21 protein-coding genes and 2 pseudogenes are annotated in these 18,870 nt (G+C 38.5%); 12 read left to right on the top strand and 11 right to left on the bottom strand.

Annotated features, from left to right (window positions below):
• The first annotated feature begins 413 nt into the window (after positions 1-413).
• The 6 genes and pseudogenes from B7717_RS08615 to B7717_RS08595 all read left to right on the top strand — a co-directional run bounded on the left by B7717_RS08615 (position 414) and on the right by B7717_RS08595 (position 4,029).
• The gene (locus B7717_RS08615) at positions 414-971 is read left to right on the top strand and encodes a hypothetical protein (RefSeq protein ID WP_000440206.1); all 558 of its coding nucleotides are present in this window, start codon (positions 414-416) and stop codon (positions 969-971) included.
• Positions 949-1,392, top strand: a complete 444-nt coding sequence (locus B7717_RS08610) for a hypothetical protein (RefSeq protein ID WP_000159691.1) — start codon at positions 949-951, stop codon at positions 1,390-1,392. The genes B7717_RS08615 and B7717_RS08610 overlap by 23 nt, the downstream gene beginning before the upstream one ends.
• 23 nt (positions 1,393-1,415) lie before the next feature.
• A pseudogene (locus B7717_RS09700) lies at positions 1,416-1,640 on the top strand (NUDIX domain-containing protein); the annotation flags it as partial.
• Positions 1,629-2,061 (top strand): annotated as a pseudogene (locus B7717_RS09820) (UvrB/UvrC motif-containing protein); the annotation flags it as partial. The pseudogenes B7717_RS09700 and B7717_RS09820, both read left to right, overlap by 12 nt.
• Positions 2,062-2,077: 16 nt before the next feature.
• The gene (locus tag B7717_RS08600; protein ID WP_001106842.1) at positions 2,078-3,538 is read left to right on the top strand and encodes a PIN-like domain-containing protein; all 1,461 of its coding nucleotides are present in this window, start codon (positions 2,078-2,080) and stop codon (positions 3,536-3,538) included.
• 23 nt (positions 3,539-3,561) lie between these two features.
• Positions 3,562-4,029 carry an 8-oxo-dGTP diphosphatase gene (locus B7717_RS08595; protein WP_000085297.1) on the top strand — a complete coding sequence of 156 codons (468 nt, stop codon included), beginning with the start codon at positions 3,562-3,564 and terminating at the stop codon, positions 4,027-4,029.
• On the opposite strand, the gene B7717_RS08590 is transcribed toward B7717_RS08595, so the two are convergent.
• Both B7717_RS08590 and B7717_RS08585 read right to left on the bottom strand, forming a co-directional pair.
• Positions 4,026-4,541 (bottom strand): transcription repressor NadR, encoded by a 516-nt coding sequence (locus tag B7717_RS08590; protein WP_000159158.1) that lies wholly within the window; start codon positions 4,539-4,541, stop codon positions 4,026-4,028. The genes B7717_RS08595 and B7717_RS08590 overlap by 4 nt on opposite strands.
• Before the next feature lie 11 nt (positions 4,542-4,552).
• Positions 4,553-5,080 carry an ECF transporter S component gene (locus B7717_RS08585; RefSeq protein ID WP_000354640.1) on the bottom strand — a complete coding sequence of 176 codons (528 nt, stop codon included), beginning with the start codon at positions 5,078-5,080 and terminating at the stop codon, positions 4,553-4,555.
• 135 nt (positions 5,081-5,215) lie between these two features.
• On the opposite strand from B7717_RS08585, the gene B7717_RS08580 reads away from it, so the two are divergent.
• Positions 5,216-5,575, top strand: coding sequence for a hypothetical protein (locus B7717_RS08580; protein ID WP_000600206.1), 360 nt, complete (start codon positions 5,216-5,218; stop codon positions 5,573-5,575).
• Between the two features lie 40 nt (positions 5,576-5,615).
• Here the strand turns inward: B7717_RS08580 and B7717_RS08575 are convergent, their stop codons facing one another.
• The 3 genes from B7717_RS08575 to coaB are packed head-to-tail and all read right to left on the bottom strand — an operon-like array spanning position 5,616 to position 7,415.
• Complete coding sequence (locus B7717_RS08575) at positions 5,616-6,179, bottom strand: ECF transporter S component (RefSeq protein ID WP_001042719.1); 564 nt, start codon at positions 6,177-6,179, stop codon at positions 5,616-5,618.
• A complete protein-coding gene (gene coaC, locus B7717_RS08570; protein WP_001274049.1) occupies positions 6,163-6,714 on the bottom strand; it encodes a phosphopantothenoylcysteine decarboxylase in 552 nt (183 codons plus the stop codon). Before coaC ends, B7717_RS08575 begins: the two co-directional genes overlap by 17 nt.
• A gap of 11 nt (positions 6,715-6,725) precedes the next feature.
• On the bottom strand, positions 6,726-7,415 hold the full coding sequence (coaB, locus tag B7717_RS08565; RefSeq protein WP_084944554.1) for a phosphopantothenate--cysteine ligase: 690 nt from the start codon (positions 7,413-7,415) through the stop codon (positions 6,726-6,728).
• Between the two features lie 125 nt (positions 7,416-7,540).
• Here coaB and B7717_RS08560 point away from each other — a divergent pair, with 125 nt between their 5' ends.
• The 5 genes from B7717_RS08560 (at position 7,541) to radC (ending at position 15,223) form a co-directional block, all read left to right on the top strand.
• A complete protein-coding gene (locus tag B7717_RS08560) occupies positions 7,541-8,707 on the top strand; it encodes a hypothetical protein (RefSeq protein ID WP_000345295.1) in 1,167 nt (388 codons plus the stop codon).
• Positions 8,700-10,175 carry a hypothetical protein gene (locus tag B7717_RS08555; RefSeq protein ID WP_084944553.1) on the top strand — a complete coding sequence of 492 codons (1,476 nt, stop codon included), beginning with the start codon at positions 8,700-8,702 and terminating at the stop codon, positions 10,173-10,175. Before B7717_RS08560 ends, B7717_RS08555 begins: the two co-directional genes overlap by 8 nt.
• Before the next feature lie 181 nt (positions 10,176-10,356).
• Positions 10,357-12,027 carry a formate--tetrahydrofolate ligase gene (locus tag B7717_RS08550; RefSeq protein WP_084944552.1) on the top strand — a complete coding sequence of 557 codons (1,671 nt, stop codon included), beginning with the start codon at positions 10,357-10,359 and terminating at the stop codon, positions 12,025-12,027.
• Positions 12,028-12,208: 181 nt separating this feature from the next.
• On the top strand, positions 12,209-14,500 hold the full coding sequence (pcrA, locus tag B7717_RS08545; protein ID WP_084944551.1) for a DNA helicase PcrA: 2,292 nt from the start codon (positions 12,209-12,211) through the stop codon (positions 14,498-14,500).
• 42 nt (positions 14,501-14,542) lie between these two features.
• Complete coding sequence (gene radC / locus B7717_RS08540; RefSeq protein WP_000286947.1) at positions 14,543-15,223, top strand: RadC family protein; 681 nt, start codon at positions 14,543-14,545, stop codon at positions 15,221-15,223.
• Between the two features lie 14 nt (positions 15,224-15,237).
• Here radC and B7717_RS08535 read toward each other — a convergent pair whose 3' ends face one another.
• The 6 genes from B7717_RS08535 to B7717_RS08510 all read right to left on the bottom strand — a co-directional run bounded on the left by B7717_RS08535 (position 15,238) and on the right by B7717_RS08510 (position 18,868).
• Positions 15,238-15,726 (bottom strand): hypothetical protein, encoded by a 489-nt coding sequence (locus B7717_RS08535; protein WP_084857509.1) that lies wholly within the window; start codon positions 15,724-15,726, stop codon positions 15,238-15,240.
• A 23-nt stretch (positions 15,727-15,749) separates the two neighbouring features.
• A complete protein-coding gene (locus B7717_RS08530; protein ID WP_049505854.1) occupies positions 15,750-16,439 on the bottom strand; it encodes a gamma-glutamyl-gamma-aminobutyrate hydrolase family protein in 690 nt (229 codons plus the stop codon).
• 15 nt (positions 16,440-16,454) lie between these two features.
• The gene (locus B7717_RS08525; RefSeq protein WP_000653409.1) at positions 16,455-17,096 is read right to left on the bottom strand and encodes a redox-sensing transcriptional repressor Rex; all 642 of its coding nucleotides are present in this window, start codon (positions 17,094-17,096) and stop codon (positions 16,455-16,457) included.
• An 82-nt stretch (positions 17,097-17,178) separates the two neighbouring features.
• Complete coding sequence (locus tag B7717_RS08520) at positions 17,179-17,394, bottom strand: DUF4649 family protein (protein ID WP_000286093.1); 216 nt, start codon at positions 17,392-17,394, stop codon at positions 17,179-17,181.
• A gap of 6 nt (positions 17,395-17,400) precedes the next feature.
• A complete protein-coding gene (locus B7717_RS08515) occupies positions 17,401-17,748 on the bottom strand; it encodes a DUF1831 domain-containing protein (RefSeq protein ID WP_049520349.1) in 348 nt (115 codons plus the stop codon).
• 4 nt (positions 17,749-17,752) lie between these two features.
• Positions 17,753-18,868, bottom strand: coding sequence for a cysteine desulfurase family protein (locus tag B7717_RS08510; protein WP_049520348.1), 1,116 nt, complete (start codon positions 18,866-18,868; stop codon positions 17,753-17,755).
• Positions 18,869-18,870: the final 2 nt, after the last annotated feature.

Genomic DNA, 18,870 nt, shown 5'->3' with positions numbered 1-18,870 from the left:
CAACTTTTGGATACGAGTGTGTTATTTGGATCTATGTTTGTATCATTTCTTGCCGCCTCTTACATTAGTTACCTATTACCGAACATAAACTATCTTTCCCCCTTAAGCTTCAATCTTATCCTTCTGATCTTATCAACCTATTTCCTTGTCTTTCGTTTTAGTAGTGATAAACTTCAGAAATGGCGTTACTTTTCATGGGGATTTATTGGGTTTAATGGTCTTCTTTTTCCCTTTCATCTCTTGGTAGGTCTGAATTGGCTAGGACGTCGTAAGTCAACGAATTTCCCTCCCATAATTTCTATGGATCCAGCATATGTCTGGGTCCCTATTGTAAGTTATCTCTTTTTCTTTTTCTTGGGGCTGGGCATTTTGCTTTTGATTATACGGATAGAAAAGAGCAGAAGGAGGCGTAAATGGAACGAAAGACTAAGAGACAAAAGAAGATCAAACAACAGAACAGACAAATGAGAAAAATCCATAAAAAGTATTCTTTGATAGCTCACGTCCAATTGTGGCAGGAAAGACATTCAAAGATTGCTTCTTTTATGGATGGTGGTATAATATTATTATCTATTTTTGGTATCATGTATGTATTGTTCGGGACGTCACTTATCCCGAAATCATATCAAGAAATGTCCTATCTCTTGCCAATTATTATGAATTTTGTCTTTTTGGTGCACACATTCTATCAAGGTATTTTTAGAGATGGTTTTAGCAATAAGGCTTCAGTACAAGGATTTTTAAAAACTTTTCTATTCATAAACGGACCTATTTTTCTCCTCCACTTACTTGTTGGGGTGAAAGGGAGAAATGTTAAAAAAATTCCTTCCCTATTATCTATCGATTATCACTACATCTGGCTTCCAATTGCTACCTATCTGATCTTTTTCATCATTCCAGCGATATTAATGGTCATTTTGAAATATAAGGACAAAAAGAGGAATAATCATGACAAAAGAAAATCTAACTAAGTTAATTTCGTTTAAGACACTTTATTTGGCTTTGCTGACCTTTGTGGTTCTTCATTTGGTGTTGCTGGTTTTTGGACTATCTTTTACGCCGATTTTGTGGAATAGTTGGTTTTTCATTCTTTGTTTAACCTTCCTAATCCATCCCTGGAGAATCTTTTATAGAACAAGAGATTTTCAATGGTATCACCTCATTTTTCAATTATTTAGTGGATTAGTGGCACTTTATCTTTGGTTTGCAGCATTCTTTGTTTTATCAGTTATCTCGGATCCAGCCGTCCCTATCAATATAGACTATCGTATAGAAGATAAGGAAATCATCATTGCTAGAGGTTTTTTGGCCCGTACTACTTATGACCATCATGAATTGATCAATCCCTTTATCATGAAGTCAGAAGTAAAATACAACGAAGATACATTTTAATAACTTAGAAAGCGAGCAAATCTATGTCCCGTGCCCAAGCAACTATTTTAACCAATATCTGTCTGATTGAAGACCTCGAAACCCAGCGCGTGGTGATGCAGTATCGTTCACTCGAAAACAATCGCTGGTCTGGCTATGCCTTTCCAGGAGGACATGTTGAGAATGGCGAGGCCTTTGCTGAGTCTGTCATTCGTGAGATTTATGAAGAAACTGGTCTAACGATTCAGAATCCCCAACTGGTCGGTATTAACCTGCTCCGTGAAGGGATTGACGTTCCCGAAGTGAGATTGGTGCTATTCTAGATGCTGACAAGGAAAGTTTCCTTCGTAACGAACGCGGTCTCATCCAGACCATTGGTCGTGCGGCCCGTAATAGCGAAGGACATGTTATCATGAATGCGGACACGATGACTCAGTCTATGCAAAGTGCCATCGATGAAACGGTCCGCCGTCGGAAAATTCAAAAGAAATCCGTGATCTAATCGCTGTAACCAAGGCAGTTGCCAAGGAAGAGGACAAGGAAGTCGATATCAATAGCCTCAATAAACAAGAACGCAAAGAACTCGTCAAAAAACTCGAAAAACAAATGCAAGAAGCCGTCGAAGTACTTGACTTTGAACTAGCAGCTCAGATCCGTGATATGATGCTCAAAGTGAGAACGTTGGGGTAGGAAAGAAAGGAAAAAGATGAACTATAAAGAAGAATTTTATGGTTTTTACAGAGAACCATTTAATAAAGAAAATATGACAAGTGAGAATACAATTATTGTGTTTGATACCAACTCATTGCTTAATGTATTTAGATTTACACCAGAAGCATCAAAAGAATATTTTGAGATAATTCAAAGTATTCAAGATAAAATTTATATTCCATATCTTGTAGCTTTAGAATTTCACTTTCATAAATCTGAAGCGTTATTATTAAATGAAGTCAACGTAACAAAATTTAAAAATAATTTTAGCAAGAATTGGAATAAAGTGAAGTCGGAAGCAGCAAAAACACTATTTTCAGGTCTTTCGTATAGAAATGATAAAGATAATAAAGAATTGATCACTTATTTGTCAGATTTACTGAACTCAAAAGAACTTGATATAGAAAATAAATTAGTTGAGAAGATTTCCTCAATAAGTAAGAACCAAACTAATATTTTTAATGCATTGGTTGAAATTATACAAAGTAAAACAGGAGAGCGATATGAACAAAATACGATTATAAATATTGAAAAGGAAGGAGATGAAAGATATAAAAATGAGATACCACCTGGTTTTAATGATGCTAATAAAAAATTATCAAGAAGTTATAATGGTATAAAGTACCAACAGAAGTTTGGAGATTTAATTATTTGGAAGGATATAATTATCAAAGCAAAGGAAGATAAAATCAAAAATGTAATTTTTGTGACCTCTGATGGTAAACGGGATAGTAAAACCGATTTAAACCATAAAGTTTGTGTTGGAAAAGATGGAAATGGTAAGGAGAAATATCAGATTATCGGTCCAAGAATTGAACTTATAGAGGAAATGAAAAATGAGACTGGGGCAGATTTTTATTTAATGGATGAACTGGAATTCATGAAACACTTCTCACAAGAGGAAGTACCATCTCGAGTATTTAAATCTATTAGTGATACATTACTCGATTTTGCTAAAATAGTATCTACTTCTTTAAATAACGACGATGTAGTAAAACCTTTTGTGAGAGCATCTTCTCAATCAGTAAACAATAGACCCTCCGTAATTAAAAGGCGAAAAGTCACAGATATTTCTGAATTATTAAAAATTGTAGAAAATGATTATGAAATTAGTGATGTAATAGAGGAATACTTAAAAACAGAACTTCCAAACATGGATTTTGAAAATAAGTATGGTGATTTAGGTTGGGGAGAATTTGAATACGTAACTATTACAGAAGTGGAGATTGAAAAATACACGTTTGAAGATGACTTTTATGAAATTAAGTGTATAGCAAGCATTGATGTGAATATAGACTTTAATATTGTTACCAAGAATCCTTTCTACGAAGAACCTGAAGATCCAGAATTTGAATATGAGTCATCGGAAATAGATGGTACTTTTGAGATATCATTTATTTATGACTTAGATTATGACACTTTTGATGATATAGAAATAATTGATTTCTATATTTAAATATTTAGAAAGCGAGCAAAGCTATGTCCCGTGCCCAAGCAACTATTTTAACCAATATCTGTCTGATTGAAGACCTCGAAACCCAGAGCGTGGTGATGCAGTATCGTTCACCCGAAAATAATCGCTGGTCTGGCTATGCCTTTCCAGGAGGACATGTTGAGAATGGCGAGGCCTTTGCCGAGTCTGTCATTCGTGAAATATACGAAGAAACTGGCCTGACCATTCAGAATCCTCAACTAGTCGGCATTAAAAATTGGCCCTTAGATACAGGTGGGCGCTACATCGTTTTTTGTTATAAGACGACAGAGTTTACTGGGAATCTCCAATCTTCAGATGAAGGAGAAGTATCTTGGGTACAAAAAGACCAGATTCCAAATTTGGAACTGGCCTATGATATGTTGCCTTTGATGGAAATGATGGAAGCACCTGACAAGTCTGAGTTCTTCTATCGCCACCGCACAGAGGACGGCTGGGAAAAAGAAATTTTCTAGTCTTTTACTAAATAACCTAACTGATCCAAGGCCTCCTCGATATAGTGGAGGTCTTGTTGTGTCTCGGCTTCAACAAGGTGGTAATGGATGCCGTCTGTCAATTCAGAAAGGGGTCTAAAGTCTGAATTCTCGACTTGTTCCAGAAAGTGCTGGACATCTCGGCGGCAGGTGAGTTTGAGTAGGGTTTCAATTTCGCCATAAACGGGATGATCGATTAAGATATTTTGAACGCGTCCGCCATTATCTACAATAGCTAGAAGTTCCTGACCGATTTCTTCCAGTTCATGTTTCACTTTAAAGAGTTTGTGCACGTAGGGGCTGGCATCATTTTCTTTGTAGATATAGCCACGATTGGTGGATAGGATAGGAGCTCCATCTGCTCGGAGAATAGCGATGTCCTGTACAATGACTTGGCGCGTAACATGAAAGTGTTCAGCCAAGGTTTGACCATTGAGAGCTTTTGGCGCCTCTTTTAACAGTTTGAGAAGAGCTTGTTTGCGATCCTTTGTCATAGTTTTTCCTTTTAGCGACGTTTTCGAAGCACTTTATAGACAGCTAGTGCTAATGTATAGTCTACCATACTATGGATGATTGTGCCAAAACCAACTAGGACAAAGAGAACATAAAACATATTTTCAACATTTGTCCCTGAAGTAGCATAAAAGATGATACAAGCTATTACTTCAGCGATAGCATGAACAACACCCAAAACAAAGTTAAAAATCCAAGATGCCTTTGGTTTATCCAAGGTTTCAGGGAATTTCTTTAAGTACAAAGCCCCCAAAGTACCAAAAACGATGTGAGAAAAGGCGCGTAGGACAATAACCATAGGGTAGCCTGCCATCAGGAAACCGAGACTAGAAGCAATAATCACAAAAGCAGCCATCAAAGGCGAAAGAAACATGGCGATAAAGATGGGGATATGACTTCCCAAGGTGTAAGAAGCCGGTGGGATAACGATTTTAAAAGGCATAATGATTGGAATCAAAATCGCTATTGCAGTGAGTAGGGCAGTCATAGTCATAAACTGCGTTTTTTTCCGTATATCCATAAGAACCTCCATTTATCTGTATATACACAAGTATAGTACAATAAATCACCAATCAAGTCAAGAAGTATTATTGATTTTTCAGGAAAATTTGGTTAAAATGTGGTAAAGAATAATAGGAGCTGAGGAGAAATTGTGATGATACTTTTTGTTTACCTAATTGTGGTAATCGTGATGATGTCAAAACAGAAAAGTGAAGGGAAAGTAGTCTCAGGTTGGACTCGTTTCCTAGTTTATAGTTTATTGGTCCTGTCGCTACTCTCTCTATTAGCAAGCAGTCTGGCTGTTTCACTTTTTAGCCTTCCTTTATTAGGTTTTCTTTTGATGGCAGCAATACTCGAAATTGCTCATTTCGTCAGATTGGTGATTGCATTTGGTTTGGTTTTACTATCTCTAACTCTATACTTGGATAGCCAAAAAAGTCAGCAACCTACACCTCTTTCGTATCAGCTCCTGCTCTTTGGCTTTCACATTCTATTGATATTTCTTATGTTTTAAATGCTAAACTCCACCTTCAGGACGAAAGTGGAGTTGTTTTTTATTTCTTCAGAGTTTCGAGACGGGGGACAATTGCTACTGTTAGAACGGCAGAGATGACAAGCTCGGCAATTGAGTTTGTAGAAATAACGGTTGCCAGGAGTTTTTGGATATTGCCATCGAAGACATTTCCAAAAAGGAAGAAGATTCCCCCGAGGACAAAGACGGTGTTGGTAAGGGAACCAAGGGCACCAGCTAGGATTAGCCCAGTTTTATTTTTCATCAGTTTATAGACCAAGTAAGGTGTCAGACCGATCAAAATGCGAGGGACAATAGCGATAATCGCAGAATAGATGTTTCCGTTCGGTACGAATGGAGAAAAGAGGTAGCTGGTTGGAAGGATGGTAATCGTGTTTACCGTTAAGCTTAGCAGTCCCATCAAGAAACCAAGTGTAACACCAACTCGTGGGCCGTAAATGATACTAGCAATGATTACTGGAATATGAACGATAGTTGGTTTAATTGGAAATGGGAAAAGATTAAATAGGAGAGAGCTCAAAAAGTGGATAACGAGCATAACTGCAAAAAAGATAGCAATTGGGGCAATGTTAGAGCGTTTGTTCATCGAGGGTTTCCTTTATTCTTTCTAATATAGTATTCAGGTCAGCTAGGGCGCCTTTGCCGTGATCGCCACAGGCTAGTAAAGATTCTTTTGGGGAGATAATCTGATAACCATAGGTCTCTAATGTTTTTAGATTAGCCTGAGTTGCAGGATGGTCATACATCTTTGTATTCATGGCTGGAGCTAAGAGTTTAGGGATGTGACTTGGTAGGGCAAGAGCCGTACTGGTCACCATGTTATCCGCAAAACCATGCGCAAGTTTGGCAATGGTATTAGCAGTAGCAGGGACAACGATAAAAAGGTCTGTTTCTTTTCCTCTTTCGATATGATTGACTTGATCAGGGTAGGGTTCCTGCATGACATCAAGGTGAACTGGATTCTGTGAGAGTACCTGTAGTGTCAAAGGCTGGATAAACTCTCTTGCCGCCTCTGTCATTAAGACAGTGACATCATGGCCATGTTTTTTCAAAGAACTGACTAAATCAGCTGCTTTATAGGAGGCTATGGAACCTGTCACTGCGATGAGAATGTTTGCCATGGCTTTCCTTTCTATGAATCGTATGTATGAATTTTCTCAAGGAGGAGGTTTGCAATTTCCTCTTTGGTTTGAACGGTTTGAAGACGATCTTTTTCAACAAAGATTGCCCGATGCTGATATGCTGAGATTTGAGTAAGATCATTCGCTATGATTAAGTCAGCCTGGTTCTTGACAAGACTCTTTCGTGCGATCTCAATGAGATAATCCTCAGAGACATCAACCAGCAATTTAAACCCAATCAGATGAATGGCTGGATTCCATTCTTTGACCAGAGATATGATTTTAGGTGTTTTCTTTAGGAATAAGACCTGAACCTCATCAGTTGAAGAAATCTTAGCTTGATGATTCTGCTTGCTTAAAAATTCTTCTAAATTAGAGCTAGCCTGAACTTCCTCAAGCCCAGTCATATAAACAGGAGTATAGTCAGACACAGCCATTGAGTGGATTAAGACCTGATATTCCTTAACAAGTTCTTGCATCACAACTAGAAGGTCGTTGGTATTATTAATTTCTCGAATGCTTAGGTTGGGATGAGCTTCTGGCTTAAGAGCTCGTTTTGTCGTTATCAAACAAACTTCATGCCCTGCAGCAAGCAAGGTTTCTGTGATGATTTTCCCCAAGCGTCCTGTAGAATGGTTAGTAATAGAGCGGACACTATCAATTGCTTCACTTGTGCCGCCTGACGTAACTAAAATTTTCATAGGACTATTGTACACAAAAATGATATGCAAGTCAAAGAAAGCATTTAAAAGAAAAATATATTATTATTGACATTTATAGTAATAAATAAGATAATGAATCTAAGTAAATTAATAGGGGTATTATTATGGATTTTTTTAAATTTGCAGACAACATTGCAAAGGAAGCTGGTAAAGTACTGAATGATGTCGGTTCTGCTACTAGCGAAGCTTTAAATGAAGCGAGTAAATTTACTGGAGAAGTTATTACTGAATCTGTAAAAACTATAGGTGAAGTATCAAGCCAAGTTGGTAATGTTGTCTCAGATGTCTCAGTGAAAGCTGTTGGAGTTGCCGGAGATGTAGCACATCAGATAACAAATGTGACTTCTGAAACATTTAACGAAGCTGGGAAAATAGCGAATAATACAAAAGAACAAATTGAATCGGTAGACCTTTTTAATTCTAAACTAAGACAAGAAGCTGTTGATGGATATAATGAAGCTATTAGTTGTTATAATGAGGAAGCGGATAGCTTGGCTAATAAATCAATAGAGCTTTATCAAGTTAGGGACAAAGCTATCAAAGTTGTAAAAATTGTTGAAGAAAGAATTAACAAACTAGCAAATAAACCAAAAGAGTTTGAAACAAAATTAGAAGCAATTGATGTTGAAATTCAGAATTTTGAAGATAAGCAAATTGCTATTTCACAGTCAATTAAGGAAGCTGAATTAGCAAGTGGTAGCACAGCGGCTACGGCTTCACTTAGCGCATTAGGAGTAACAGTTGCAACTTTAGGGCCTACTGCCGCTATGGGTGTTGCAACTACATTTGGTGTTGCATCAACAGGTACTGCAATTTCAAGTTTGACAGGTGCTGCAGCAAATAGCGCCGCTCTGGCTTGGTTAGGTGGTGGAAGTGTAGCAGCTGGTGGCGGTGGAGTGGCAGCCGGTAACGCATTTTTGGCATTGGCTGGTCCTGTCGGTTGGGGAATTGCAGGCGCTATGTTGACCGCTTCTGTTGGGGCGGGTGTAGTAGCTAATAGGAAAAATGAAGAAGTTGCAAAAGAGGCTATAGAGGAACAGAAAAAGGTAGAATTGTTGGCTAGACAACTTAAAGAAAAAGTAATAGAAGTTACGGAATTAATAGAACTAACTGAAAAACAAACAGAAGGAATTTATTTAGCCAATTTATCTTTAACTGGAATGGACTATAGCTTATTTACTGATGACGAAAAATATCAAGCAGGTGCTTTAGTGAATTCAACTCTATCATTGACTGCTATGGTAAATAAGGAAATTAGAATAAATGAGTAACCAGATTTTTAATCAAGCTTTTAACCAAGGTATTGGTGCATATGTCAATTGTTTAAATAACTTGAGAATTCAAGATTTACATAATGCTATGAAAATCATAGAGGATGAAGCACGCAGAGTCATCTTAAACAAGGACAATGCCTCAAAGATTTTAAACTATACGAGAGACAATATTGAAGACGTTATTTTAAAGAAGCGTGGAGGAGATTATGGTGGTCATGGCTTTATCGCTGAATTTGCAGAAGCAGGGATTGTAAATGCGAGGAGAGCCATTGAAGGGTTAAATCCTATTGTCGAAGTATTGAATGATAATGGACCAGCCGATTTATTAATTGGTAGAAATACCATTCAAATGAAGTTTTATGGTAATTTACGTGATGAACTAGCTCAATCGTTTCATTACAGTTCAAAAATGAAAATGATGTTTCCAAAAGATCACGTTCAAGTATTTGAAAAAATAATGGCTGGAGCAAAAGAAGTTGAATTGAATGGCAAGAGATTATCCATTAAACAAATTACGGATATACGCCAAATGATTAATGATATCACTGAAAGCAAGGGACTTACTTCATACAAATATTGGATGAAATCCTCTGCTCTAGATTACAAAGACGCTCAAAAAAATTCAATTCATTCTCTTATAGATTCTGAAGAGAAGAATATTCGTAAAACAGTCAGACTAAAACAACAAGAATTAAATAAAAAAAGATTAGTGACCCAAAAACATGCATTACCAAATTTAAAAGAAGCTAACAAGGTTGCAAGAAACGCAGCTTTTTTACAAGGTGGTTTAGCATTAATGTCGACTGTGTATGGAAAATACATAGAAGGAAAAAGTATCTTTGAATTCGAACAATCCGATTGGTTAGATTGTGGATTGAATTCATTAAAAGGAGTTGCAAGTGGAGCAATATCAGGATATTCAATTTACGGATTAACAAATATTTTGGGTATTAGTGCTCCAAATGCCAGTGCTTTAGTAATGGCTACTTATGGGATGATAGATGTTGTTTTGAGATTCAGATCTTCCGAAATAACTCAAGATGAACTTATGAATCTGTTGACATTAAATGTAATAGATGCTTCCTTTGCTACAATTGGTGCTTGTATTGGTCAGATCATGATTCCAATACCTGTTCTTGGTTCTGTAGTTGGTTCAATATCTACTTCAATAATTTGGGAGATAGGTAAGGGAATATTAAATGAAAGAGAACAAAGGATAATTCAAGATTACAGAGAAAATCTGAATAGTTACATAAAAACTTTAGATGAAAATTATCTTGTCATTTACAACGAAATTATAGAAAAGTATAAAAAATTGGGCGAAATACAAGCATATTCGTTTGATTTGTCAATAAATACTAAACTTAGGTTTGAGTACTCTATTGAGATGGCAGAAAGTTTAGAAATTGAAGATAATAAAATTCTCCATGATTTGTCTGAAATTGATAGTTATTTTCTTTCCTAGATTCCTAGATTATTTTCAAATTCTTTATAGTCTAAAACTATAAAGCCATATAAAATTTTTCAAAGGGCCCTAAAAATCTTGAAATTCAGGATATTTACGAACGTTTAGAGAGTTTTAGAATGTGAAAAATCTTGTTTTGTGTTATAATGAATTATCACATTAGAGGTTAGAGGAGTTTTGAATGAAAACAGATATTGAAATCGCGCAGAGTATTGAGTTAAAACCAATCGTTGATGTTGTTGAGAAACTGGGTATTTCTTACGATGATTTGGAATTGTATGGAAAGTACAAGGCTAAACTCAGCTTTGATAAAATTCGTGCAGTTGAGAGCAATCCAGTTGGGAAATTGATCTTGGTTACTGCCATCAACCCAACACCTGCTGGTGAGGGGAAATCAACCATTACCATTGGTCTTGCGGATGCCTTGAACAAGATTGGTAAGAAAACCATGATTGCTATTCGCGAACCGTCTCTTGGCCCAGTAATGGGGATCAAGGGTGGTGCAGCCGGTGGTGGTTATGCCCAAGTGTTGCCAATGGAAGACATCAACCTTCACTTTACCGGGGATATGCATGCCATTACAACTGCTAACAACGCTCTTTCTGCCTTGATTGACAACCACTTACACCAAGGAAATGAGCTGGGAATCGACCAACGTCGTATTCTTTGGAAACGTGTTGTGGACTTGAATGACCGCGCTCTTCGTCATGTGACCGTTGGACTTGGCGGTCCTCTAAATGGTATTCCTCGTGAGGATGGTTTTGACATTACCGTAGCTTCCGAAATCATGGCTATTCTTTGCTTGGCGACGGATATTGAAGATTTGAAACGTCGTTTGGCGAATATCGTTATCGGATATCGCTATGACCGTACACCAGTTTCTGTTGGTGATTTGCAGGTTGAGGGTGCTTTAGCATTGATTTTGAAAGATGCTATCAAACCGAACTTGGTTCAGACAATTTACGGTACACCTGCTTTTGTTCACGGTGGTCCATTTGCCAATATCGCTCATGGATGTAACTCTGTCTTGGCAACAACAACAGCCCTTCACTTGGCTGATTTTACAGTCACTGAAGCTGGTTTTGGTGCGGACCTTGGTGCTGAGAAATTCCTTGATATCAAGACGCCAAACTTGCCAACATCTCCAGATGCAGTTGTCATCGTCGCAACCCTTCGTGCCCTTAAGATGAATGGTGGCGTGGCTAAAGACGCTCTCACAGAGGAAAATGTGGAGGCAGTTCGTGCAGGTTTTGCTAACTTGAAACGCCACGTTGAAAATATCCGTAAATTTGGAGTACCAGCAGTTGTTGCGATTAACGAATTTGTTTCTGATACTGAAGCTGAAATCGCAGCCTTGAAAGAACTCTGTGCTTCTATTGATGTGCCAGTTGAACTAGCAAGTGTCTGGGCTGATGGCGCAGAAGGAGGAGTGGCGCTTGCTGAAACGGTTGTTCAGACTATTGCTGAAAATCCATCCAACTATACTCGCCTATATGACAACGACCTTTCTGTCCAAGAAAAGATTGAAAAGATTGTCACTGAAATCTACCGTGGTAGCAAAGTGAACTTTGAGAAGAAAGCTCAAACACAAATCACTCAAATCGTTCAAAACGGATGGGACAAATTGCCAATCTGTATGGCTAAAACTCAGTACAGTTTCTCAGACAATCCAAATGCACTTGGAGCACCAGAAAACTTTGAAATTACCATTCGTGAATTGGTACCAAAATTAGGGGCAGGCTTTATTGTTGCCCTAACTGGTGATGTCATGACCATGCCAGGCCTTCCAAAACGACCAGCCGCTCTTAATATGGATGTTGAATGCGACGGAACTGTTCTAGGATTGTTCTAATAGTTTAATTGAATTAAAATGAGTTTGGAAATAATATCCAAGCTCATTTTCTTGTCTAGATATGGGAGTTGTCTTCAGCTGATGAGAGAGTTGTCTTCTACAAGCAATCAGTCTAGGTAAAGATATTTTCCTCGATTTCTGATATAATAGAAACATTGACTTCAAGAGTAAGGAAGAGAAAATGAACGCATTATTGAATGGAATGAATGACCGTCAAGCTGAGGCGGTGCAAACGACAGAAGGACCCTTGTTAATCATGGCGGGGGCTGGTTCTGGGAAGACTCGTGTTTTAACTCACAGAATCGCCTACTTGATTGATGAAAAGATGGTCAATCCTTGGAATATCTTGGCCATTACCTTTACCAATAAGGCGGCGCGTGAGATGAAGGAGCGTGCCTATGGCCTCAATCCAGCTACTCAGGACTGTCTGATTGCGACCTTTCACTCCATGTGTGTTCGTATTCTACGTCGTGATGCGGATCATATTGGCTATAATCGAAATTTCACTATTGTAGATCCAGGTGAGCAACGAACTCTCATGAAACGCATTCTCAAGCAGTTGAACTTGGATCCTAAAAAATGGAATGAACGGAGCATTTTAGGGACTATTTCCAATGCTAAGAATGACTTGATTGATGATGTGGCTTATGCTACCCAGGCTGGTGATATGTATACGCAAATCGTTGCTCAGTGTTATACGGCCTATCAAAAGGAGCTTCGTCAGTCTGAGTCCGTTGACTTTGATGATTTGATTATGCTGACCCTGCGTCTCTTTGATCAAAATCCTGACGTCTTGACCTACTATCAGCAGAAGTTCCAGTACATTCACGTTGATGAGTACCAAGATACCAACCATGCCCAGTACCAACTGGTCAAACTCTTGGCTTCACGCTTTAAAAATATCTGCGTAGTCGGTGATGCTGACCAGTCTATTTACGGTTGGCGTGGGGCTGATATGCAGAATATTTTGGATTTTGAGAAAGATTACCCTAACGCCAAGGTCGTTTTGTTAGAGGAGAATTATCGTTCAACCAAAACTATTCTTCAAGCTGCAAACGACGTCATCAAAAACAATAAAAATCGCCGTCCCAAGAATCTCTGGACCCAGAATGCGGATGGAGAGCAGATTATTTACTATCGCGCAAATGACGAACAAGATGAGGCTGTTTTTGTAGCCAAAACCATCGATGAACTTGGTCGCAGTCAAAACTTCCTTCATAAGGATTTTGCAGTTCTTTATCGGACTAATGCACAATCCCGTACCATTGAGGAAGCCTTGCTCAAGTCCAATATTCCTTATACTATGGTTGGAGGAACCAAGTTCTACAGCCGTAAGGAAATCCGTGATATTATCGCTTATCTTAACCTCATTGCCAATTTGAGTGATAATATCAGTTTTGAGCGCATTATCAACGAGCCTAAACGCGGAATTGGCCCAGGAACCGTTGAGAAAATTCGCGGCTTTGCTAATATGCAAGACATGTCTATGCTGGATGCTTCAGCCAATATCATGTTATCAGGAATCAAGGGGAAGGCAGCACAGTCAATTTGGGACTTTGCCAATATGATTTTGGATTTGCGAGAAAAACTGGATCAATTAACTATCACCGAGCTGGTTGAGGCTGTTCTAGAAAAAACAGGTTATATCGATATTCTCAATGCCCAAGCGACCTTAGAAAGCAAGGCTCGGGTTGAAAATATCGAGGAATTTCTATCTGTTACCAAGAATTTTGACGACAATCCTGATAGTCAAGAAGAGGAAACAGGTTTGGACAAACTCAGTCGTTTCTTGAATGACCTTGCCCTGATTGCGGATACGGACTCTGGTAGTCAGGAAACATCGGAAGTGACCTTGATGACCTTGCACGCAGCTAAGGGACTTGAGTTCCCAGTTGTCTTTATCATTGGGATGGAGGAAAATGTCTTTCCACTTAGCCGTGCAGCTGAGGATCCTGATGAACTGGAAGAAGAACGCCGTTTGGCCTATGTCGGTATTACACGCGCAGAAAAGATCCTTTATCTGACCAATGCTAACTCTCGCTTGCTTTTTGGGCGTACCAACTACAATCGTCCAACTCGTTTTATCAATGAAATTAGTTCGGACTTGATTGAATATCAAGGCTTGGCTCGTCCGGCGAATACTAGCTTTAAGGCATCTTATAGCAGTGGTGGAGTGGCCTTTGGTCAAGGTATGAGCCTAGCTCAGGCCCTTCAAGAACGGAAACGGAATGCTGCACCAAGCTCTATCCAGTCAAGTGGTCTTCCGTTTGGACAGTTAGCAGCCGGAAATAAAAAAGATTCAAGCGATACCAACTGGTCTATTGGGGATATTGCTCTCCACAAGAAGTGGGGAGAGGGAACTGTTCTGGAAGTCTCTGGTAGCGGTGATACTCAGGAGTTGAAAATCAATTTCCCAGAAGTGGGGCTGAAAAAACTCTTAGCCAGTGTAGCTCCAATTGAGAAAAAAATCTAATTTTCCATCCTTCTCACGAATAATAAAGTGAGGAGGATTTTTATGTACAGCATTTCATTCCAAGAAGATTCACTTTTGCCTAGAGAAAGACTGGTTAAAGAAGGAGTAGAGGCACTGAGCAATCAAGAATTGCTAGCAATTCTACTCAGAACCGGAACGCGTACGGCCAATGTTTTTGAAATTTCCCAGAAAGTCTTAAACAGTTTGACTAGTCTAACTGATTTGAAAAAAATGACCCTGCAGGAATTGCAGAGTCTGTCTGGTATTGGACGGATTAAGGCCATTGAACTACAAGCAGTGATTGAACTGGGACATCGCATTCACAAACATGAAACCCTTGAGATGGAAAGTATTCTCAGTAGTCAAAAGCTAGCCAAGAAAATGCAACAGGAACTTGGCGACAAAAAACAAGAGCACCTAGTGGCGCTCTATCTCAATACTCAAAATCAAATCATTCATCAGCAAACTATTTTTATCGGATCTGCGACACGCAGCATTGCTGAACCGAGGGAAATTCTTCACTATGCCCTCAAGCATATGGCTACCTCAGTGATTCTCGTTCACAATCATCCATCTGGTGCAGTATCTCCTAGTCGAAATGATGATCATGTCACTAAACTAGTCAAGGAAGCCTGCGAACTGATGGGAATTGTGTTTCTGGATCATCTAATTGTCTCTCACTCGGATTACTTTAGTTACCGTGAAAAGACGGATCTGATTTAAGATTACACATGATCTTACTCAATCACTTTTAAAACATAGGAATCTACTTCTGCCATATTGATAACAGGAAGAGGTTTTATCGTGGGTACAAGTAAATTTTCTTGAACGATAAAGTTGATAATCGCATTGAAATCTTCGATTTTATAATATCTTTTTTTATGAATGAGAATATCTCTGTAAAAGTAAAGACTTGAATGAAATTTACTTTTTAGTTTAGCATCTCCCTTTTTACAAAATCGTTTTGCCTTTTTAGACATTTCTTTCAGCTGTTTTTCTTTTTCTTTTTGAGATAGTTTATCGAAATTCTCTTTATTCTTAGAAAAAGATTGGTAACTTTCCGCTGTTAAAAGTCTATAGAGATTAGAAAGATGAAAGCAAACCCTTATTTCTTTTTCATTGTTTGATAAGAAAAGATTAGCTTCCTTTTCCTTATAAGATATGAAAACATTAGCTTCTATATCTCTCAAAATCTCATGAGTAGAAGGTATTTTAATTTCATTCATGATTAATAACCTATTTATAAGTCCTAGAGTTCGTTAACAACATAGTCAAATAGCGTTTTATCTTTGGGACGATTTTCAAAGAGAAATTCTGGATGCCATTGGACACCAAGATAAGGAAAGCCGTCCGTAGTTGTCACAGCCTCAATGATTCCATCTTTAGGATCATGTGCTACAACCTTAAGATTTGAGGCTAGATCTTTAATGCTCTGGTGGTGGAAGGAGTTGATGTGAGAGATTTCTCCATAGATTTCTCGGAGAATCGTATTAGGTTCCGTTACGAGGCGTTGGGTAGTATATTCGGCTGAACAGTCCTGCCAATGATCCTCGATATCTTGGTGAAGCGTGCCTCCCATGGCGACATTGAAAAGTTGAGTACCCCTACAAACAGAGAAAATTGGTTTCTTTTGCTTAATCGCTTCTTTGATAAGTGCTAGTTCAAAAATATCTCTTTGAAGATGGTAGTCATCACTATCAATAGCCTTTGGTTCACCATAGTATTTTGGATCAACATTTTGCCCACCCGTTAGGATGAGCTTATCAATGATACTGATGTAATAGGCAGCCATTTCTTGATCACCAATTGGTAGGATGATTGGAATTCCGCCAGCGTCCTTGACTCCTTCAACAAAGCCTTTTGCTGCATAGCTCATCATGATGTCATCATCTGGATGAGCTTTTTCATTTCCTGTAATCCCAATAACTGGTTTTTTCATAAATGCTTTCGCTTTCTAATCCTCTTTACGCATAAAATAGAGGAGGGTTTGGAGTTCACTTGTCAAATCGACATACTGAACAACCACATCTTTTGGGAGGTGAAGGTGAACAGGGGAAAAGCTGAGAATACCTTTTATACCAGCATCGACCAAAAGATTGGCAACTTCTTGTGATTTAACACTTGGAACTGTTAGGATAGCAGTTTTGACATCTGCTTCTTTGATTTTTTCTTTAATCTGTGAGATACCATAGATTGGAATTCCATCAGGTGTTTGGCTTCCAACTTCTGGATGGTCATCTAGGTCAAAGGCCATGATAATTTTCATCTTGTTACGCTCGTGGAAGCGGTAGTGGAGAAGGGCATGGCCCATATTTCCAATCCCAACCAACATAACATTTGTAATTGAGTTATCATTTAGGAGATCAGCAAAAAAATTCATCAATTTTTTGACATCGTAACCAAAACCACGACGACCTAGTTCACCAAAATAGGAAAAATCCCGACGAACGGTCGCAGAATCGATTCCGATAGCCTCTGCAATTTGCTTGGAGTTGGCACGTTCGATTTTTTCTGCATGAAATCTCTTGAAAATTCGATAGTAAAGTGAGAGTCTTTTTGCTGTTGCTTTTGGAATAGCAGACTGTTTATCTTTCACAAAATCACAACCTTTCTATTCTTCTATTTTATAGAAACATTGTGAAAAAATCAACAAAAACAAGAAAAAACTAAGAAATTTCTTAGTTTTTATCTGAAAAATGAGCTTGTGATAGAAAACGGTAGAGATCGCCAACCAATCCTTGATAAATCACCTTATCATTCAGCGTTAAGGAGCTGATTAGGAGAGTATCAGGTAGGGTCACACAGCCTGATAGAGATAACATGAGCTCTTCGTAATCCTTATATTCAAGTGTACGTTCTACGTGATAGTTATCTTGATAGGTAAGTCGATACATAGTCAATTATCTTTCTTCTTTAGTGAAGATACCGCGTTCTACTAAACTGTCCATGAGGAAGTAGAATTTTTCCTGATGAATGTGGTGGTTTTCTGATTTAAAGATATTAACCAAACGAAGACCTGACTTGTCAGTAATGTTGAGTTTAGCACCTGTAAGGTCTTTGTTGATGATGATTTTTAGGTTGAAACCTTCACCACTGTTGGGTACTTTCTCAAGCAGACGAGTCAGTTCAAAGTTTCCAACTTTTGTTTCAAAGAAAGTATTATCTTTCAGTGTGAACTTTTTGACAGTTGGGCTAAGTGTGTAGTCGTAGCGGCAGTTTTGTAGTTTAATGGTTTTTTCGAATGCCATTAGATTAATCTCCAATAATATTTTTTAAGGTTTGTGCGAGTTGTTTCAGTTCTTCTTCGGTATTAAGAGGAGAGAGACTGATACGGACAGATTCTGTTAAACGATGCGAATCAGACCCATAAAATGCTTCAAGAACATGACTGGTTTGCACAATACCAGCAGTACAAGCTGAACCGGTAGAAATTGAAATTCCTTCCAGGTCTAACCGAAGCAAGAGCAAATCATTTTTTTGACCAGGAAAGCCAATGTTGACAACATAAGGAAGTTGGTGGTTGCTTTCATTGAGATAGTAGTCGAGACCTGCAATTTCTTCTAAAAAAGTAGCTTTGAGTGCGCTTAGTTTTTGGTAATGCTCAACTTGGTCATTTAAATCCTCTTTGAGAGCAGCGACCATGCCTACAATGGCAGCGAGATTTTCTGTTCCAGCCCGTTTCTTTTGTTCTTGGTCTCCACCGTGAAGGTAGGAATCAAAGTCTCCAGTCGATGCGTAAAGAAATCCGACTCCTTTTGGTCCATGGAATTTGTGGGCAGAAGCGCTGAGGAAATCAATTCCCAATTCCTCGGGATGGATAGGAATTTTTCCGATAGCTTGAACAGCATCTATATGATAAGCAGCAGGATGGTCTTTTAAAATATGTCCAATCTCAGCGATAGGTAAGAGACTTCCAGTTTCATTGTTAGCGTACATGGTGGAAACGAGAATGGTATCGTCACGTAAGGCTTCTTGAATTTGCTGAGCAGTTATCTCTTGATTTACTGGTTGGATGATGGTCACTTCAAAGCCAAAATGTTGCACCAGGTAATCGACAGTCTCAAGTATAGAATGGTGTTCGATAGCTGTTGTGATGATATGTTTTCCACGATTTTGATGACGTAGGCAATAGCCGATAATGGCTGTATTGTTACTTTCTGTACCGCCAGATGTGAAAAAGATATGTTGAGGTTTGGTTCCTAGTAAGTGGGCTAAGTCCTGACGAGCCTCTCGTAAGAGTTTACCAGCCTGCCGACCATGACCATGAATACTAGAAGGATTACCATGAGTTTCTTGCATGACCTTGGTCATTTCTGCAATAGCTACTGCAGACATAGGAGTCGTTGCAGCATTGTCCAAATAAATCAAAG

This window comes from Streptococcus oralis subsp. oralis (genome assembly GCF_002096495.1).
Lineage (GTDB): Bacteria > Bacillota > Bacilli > Lactobacillales > Streptococcaceae > Streptococcus > Streptococcus oralis_CU.
Note: the sequence above shows the minus strand (reverse complement) of the source record. Positions and strands in the feature narration are given on the sequence as shown.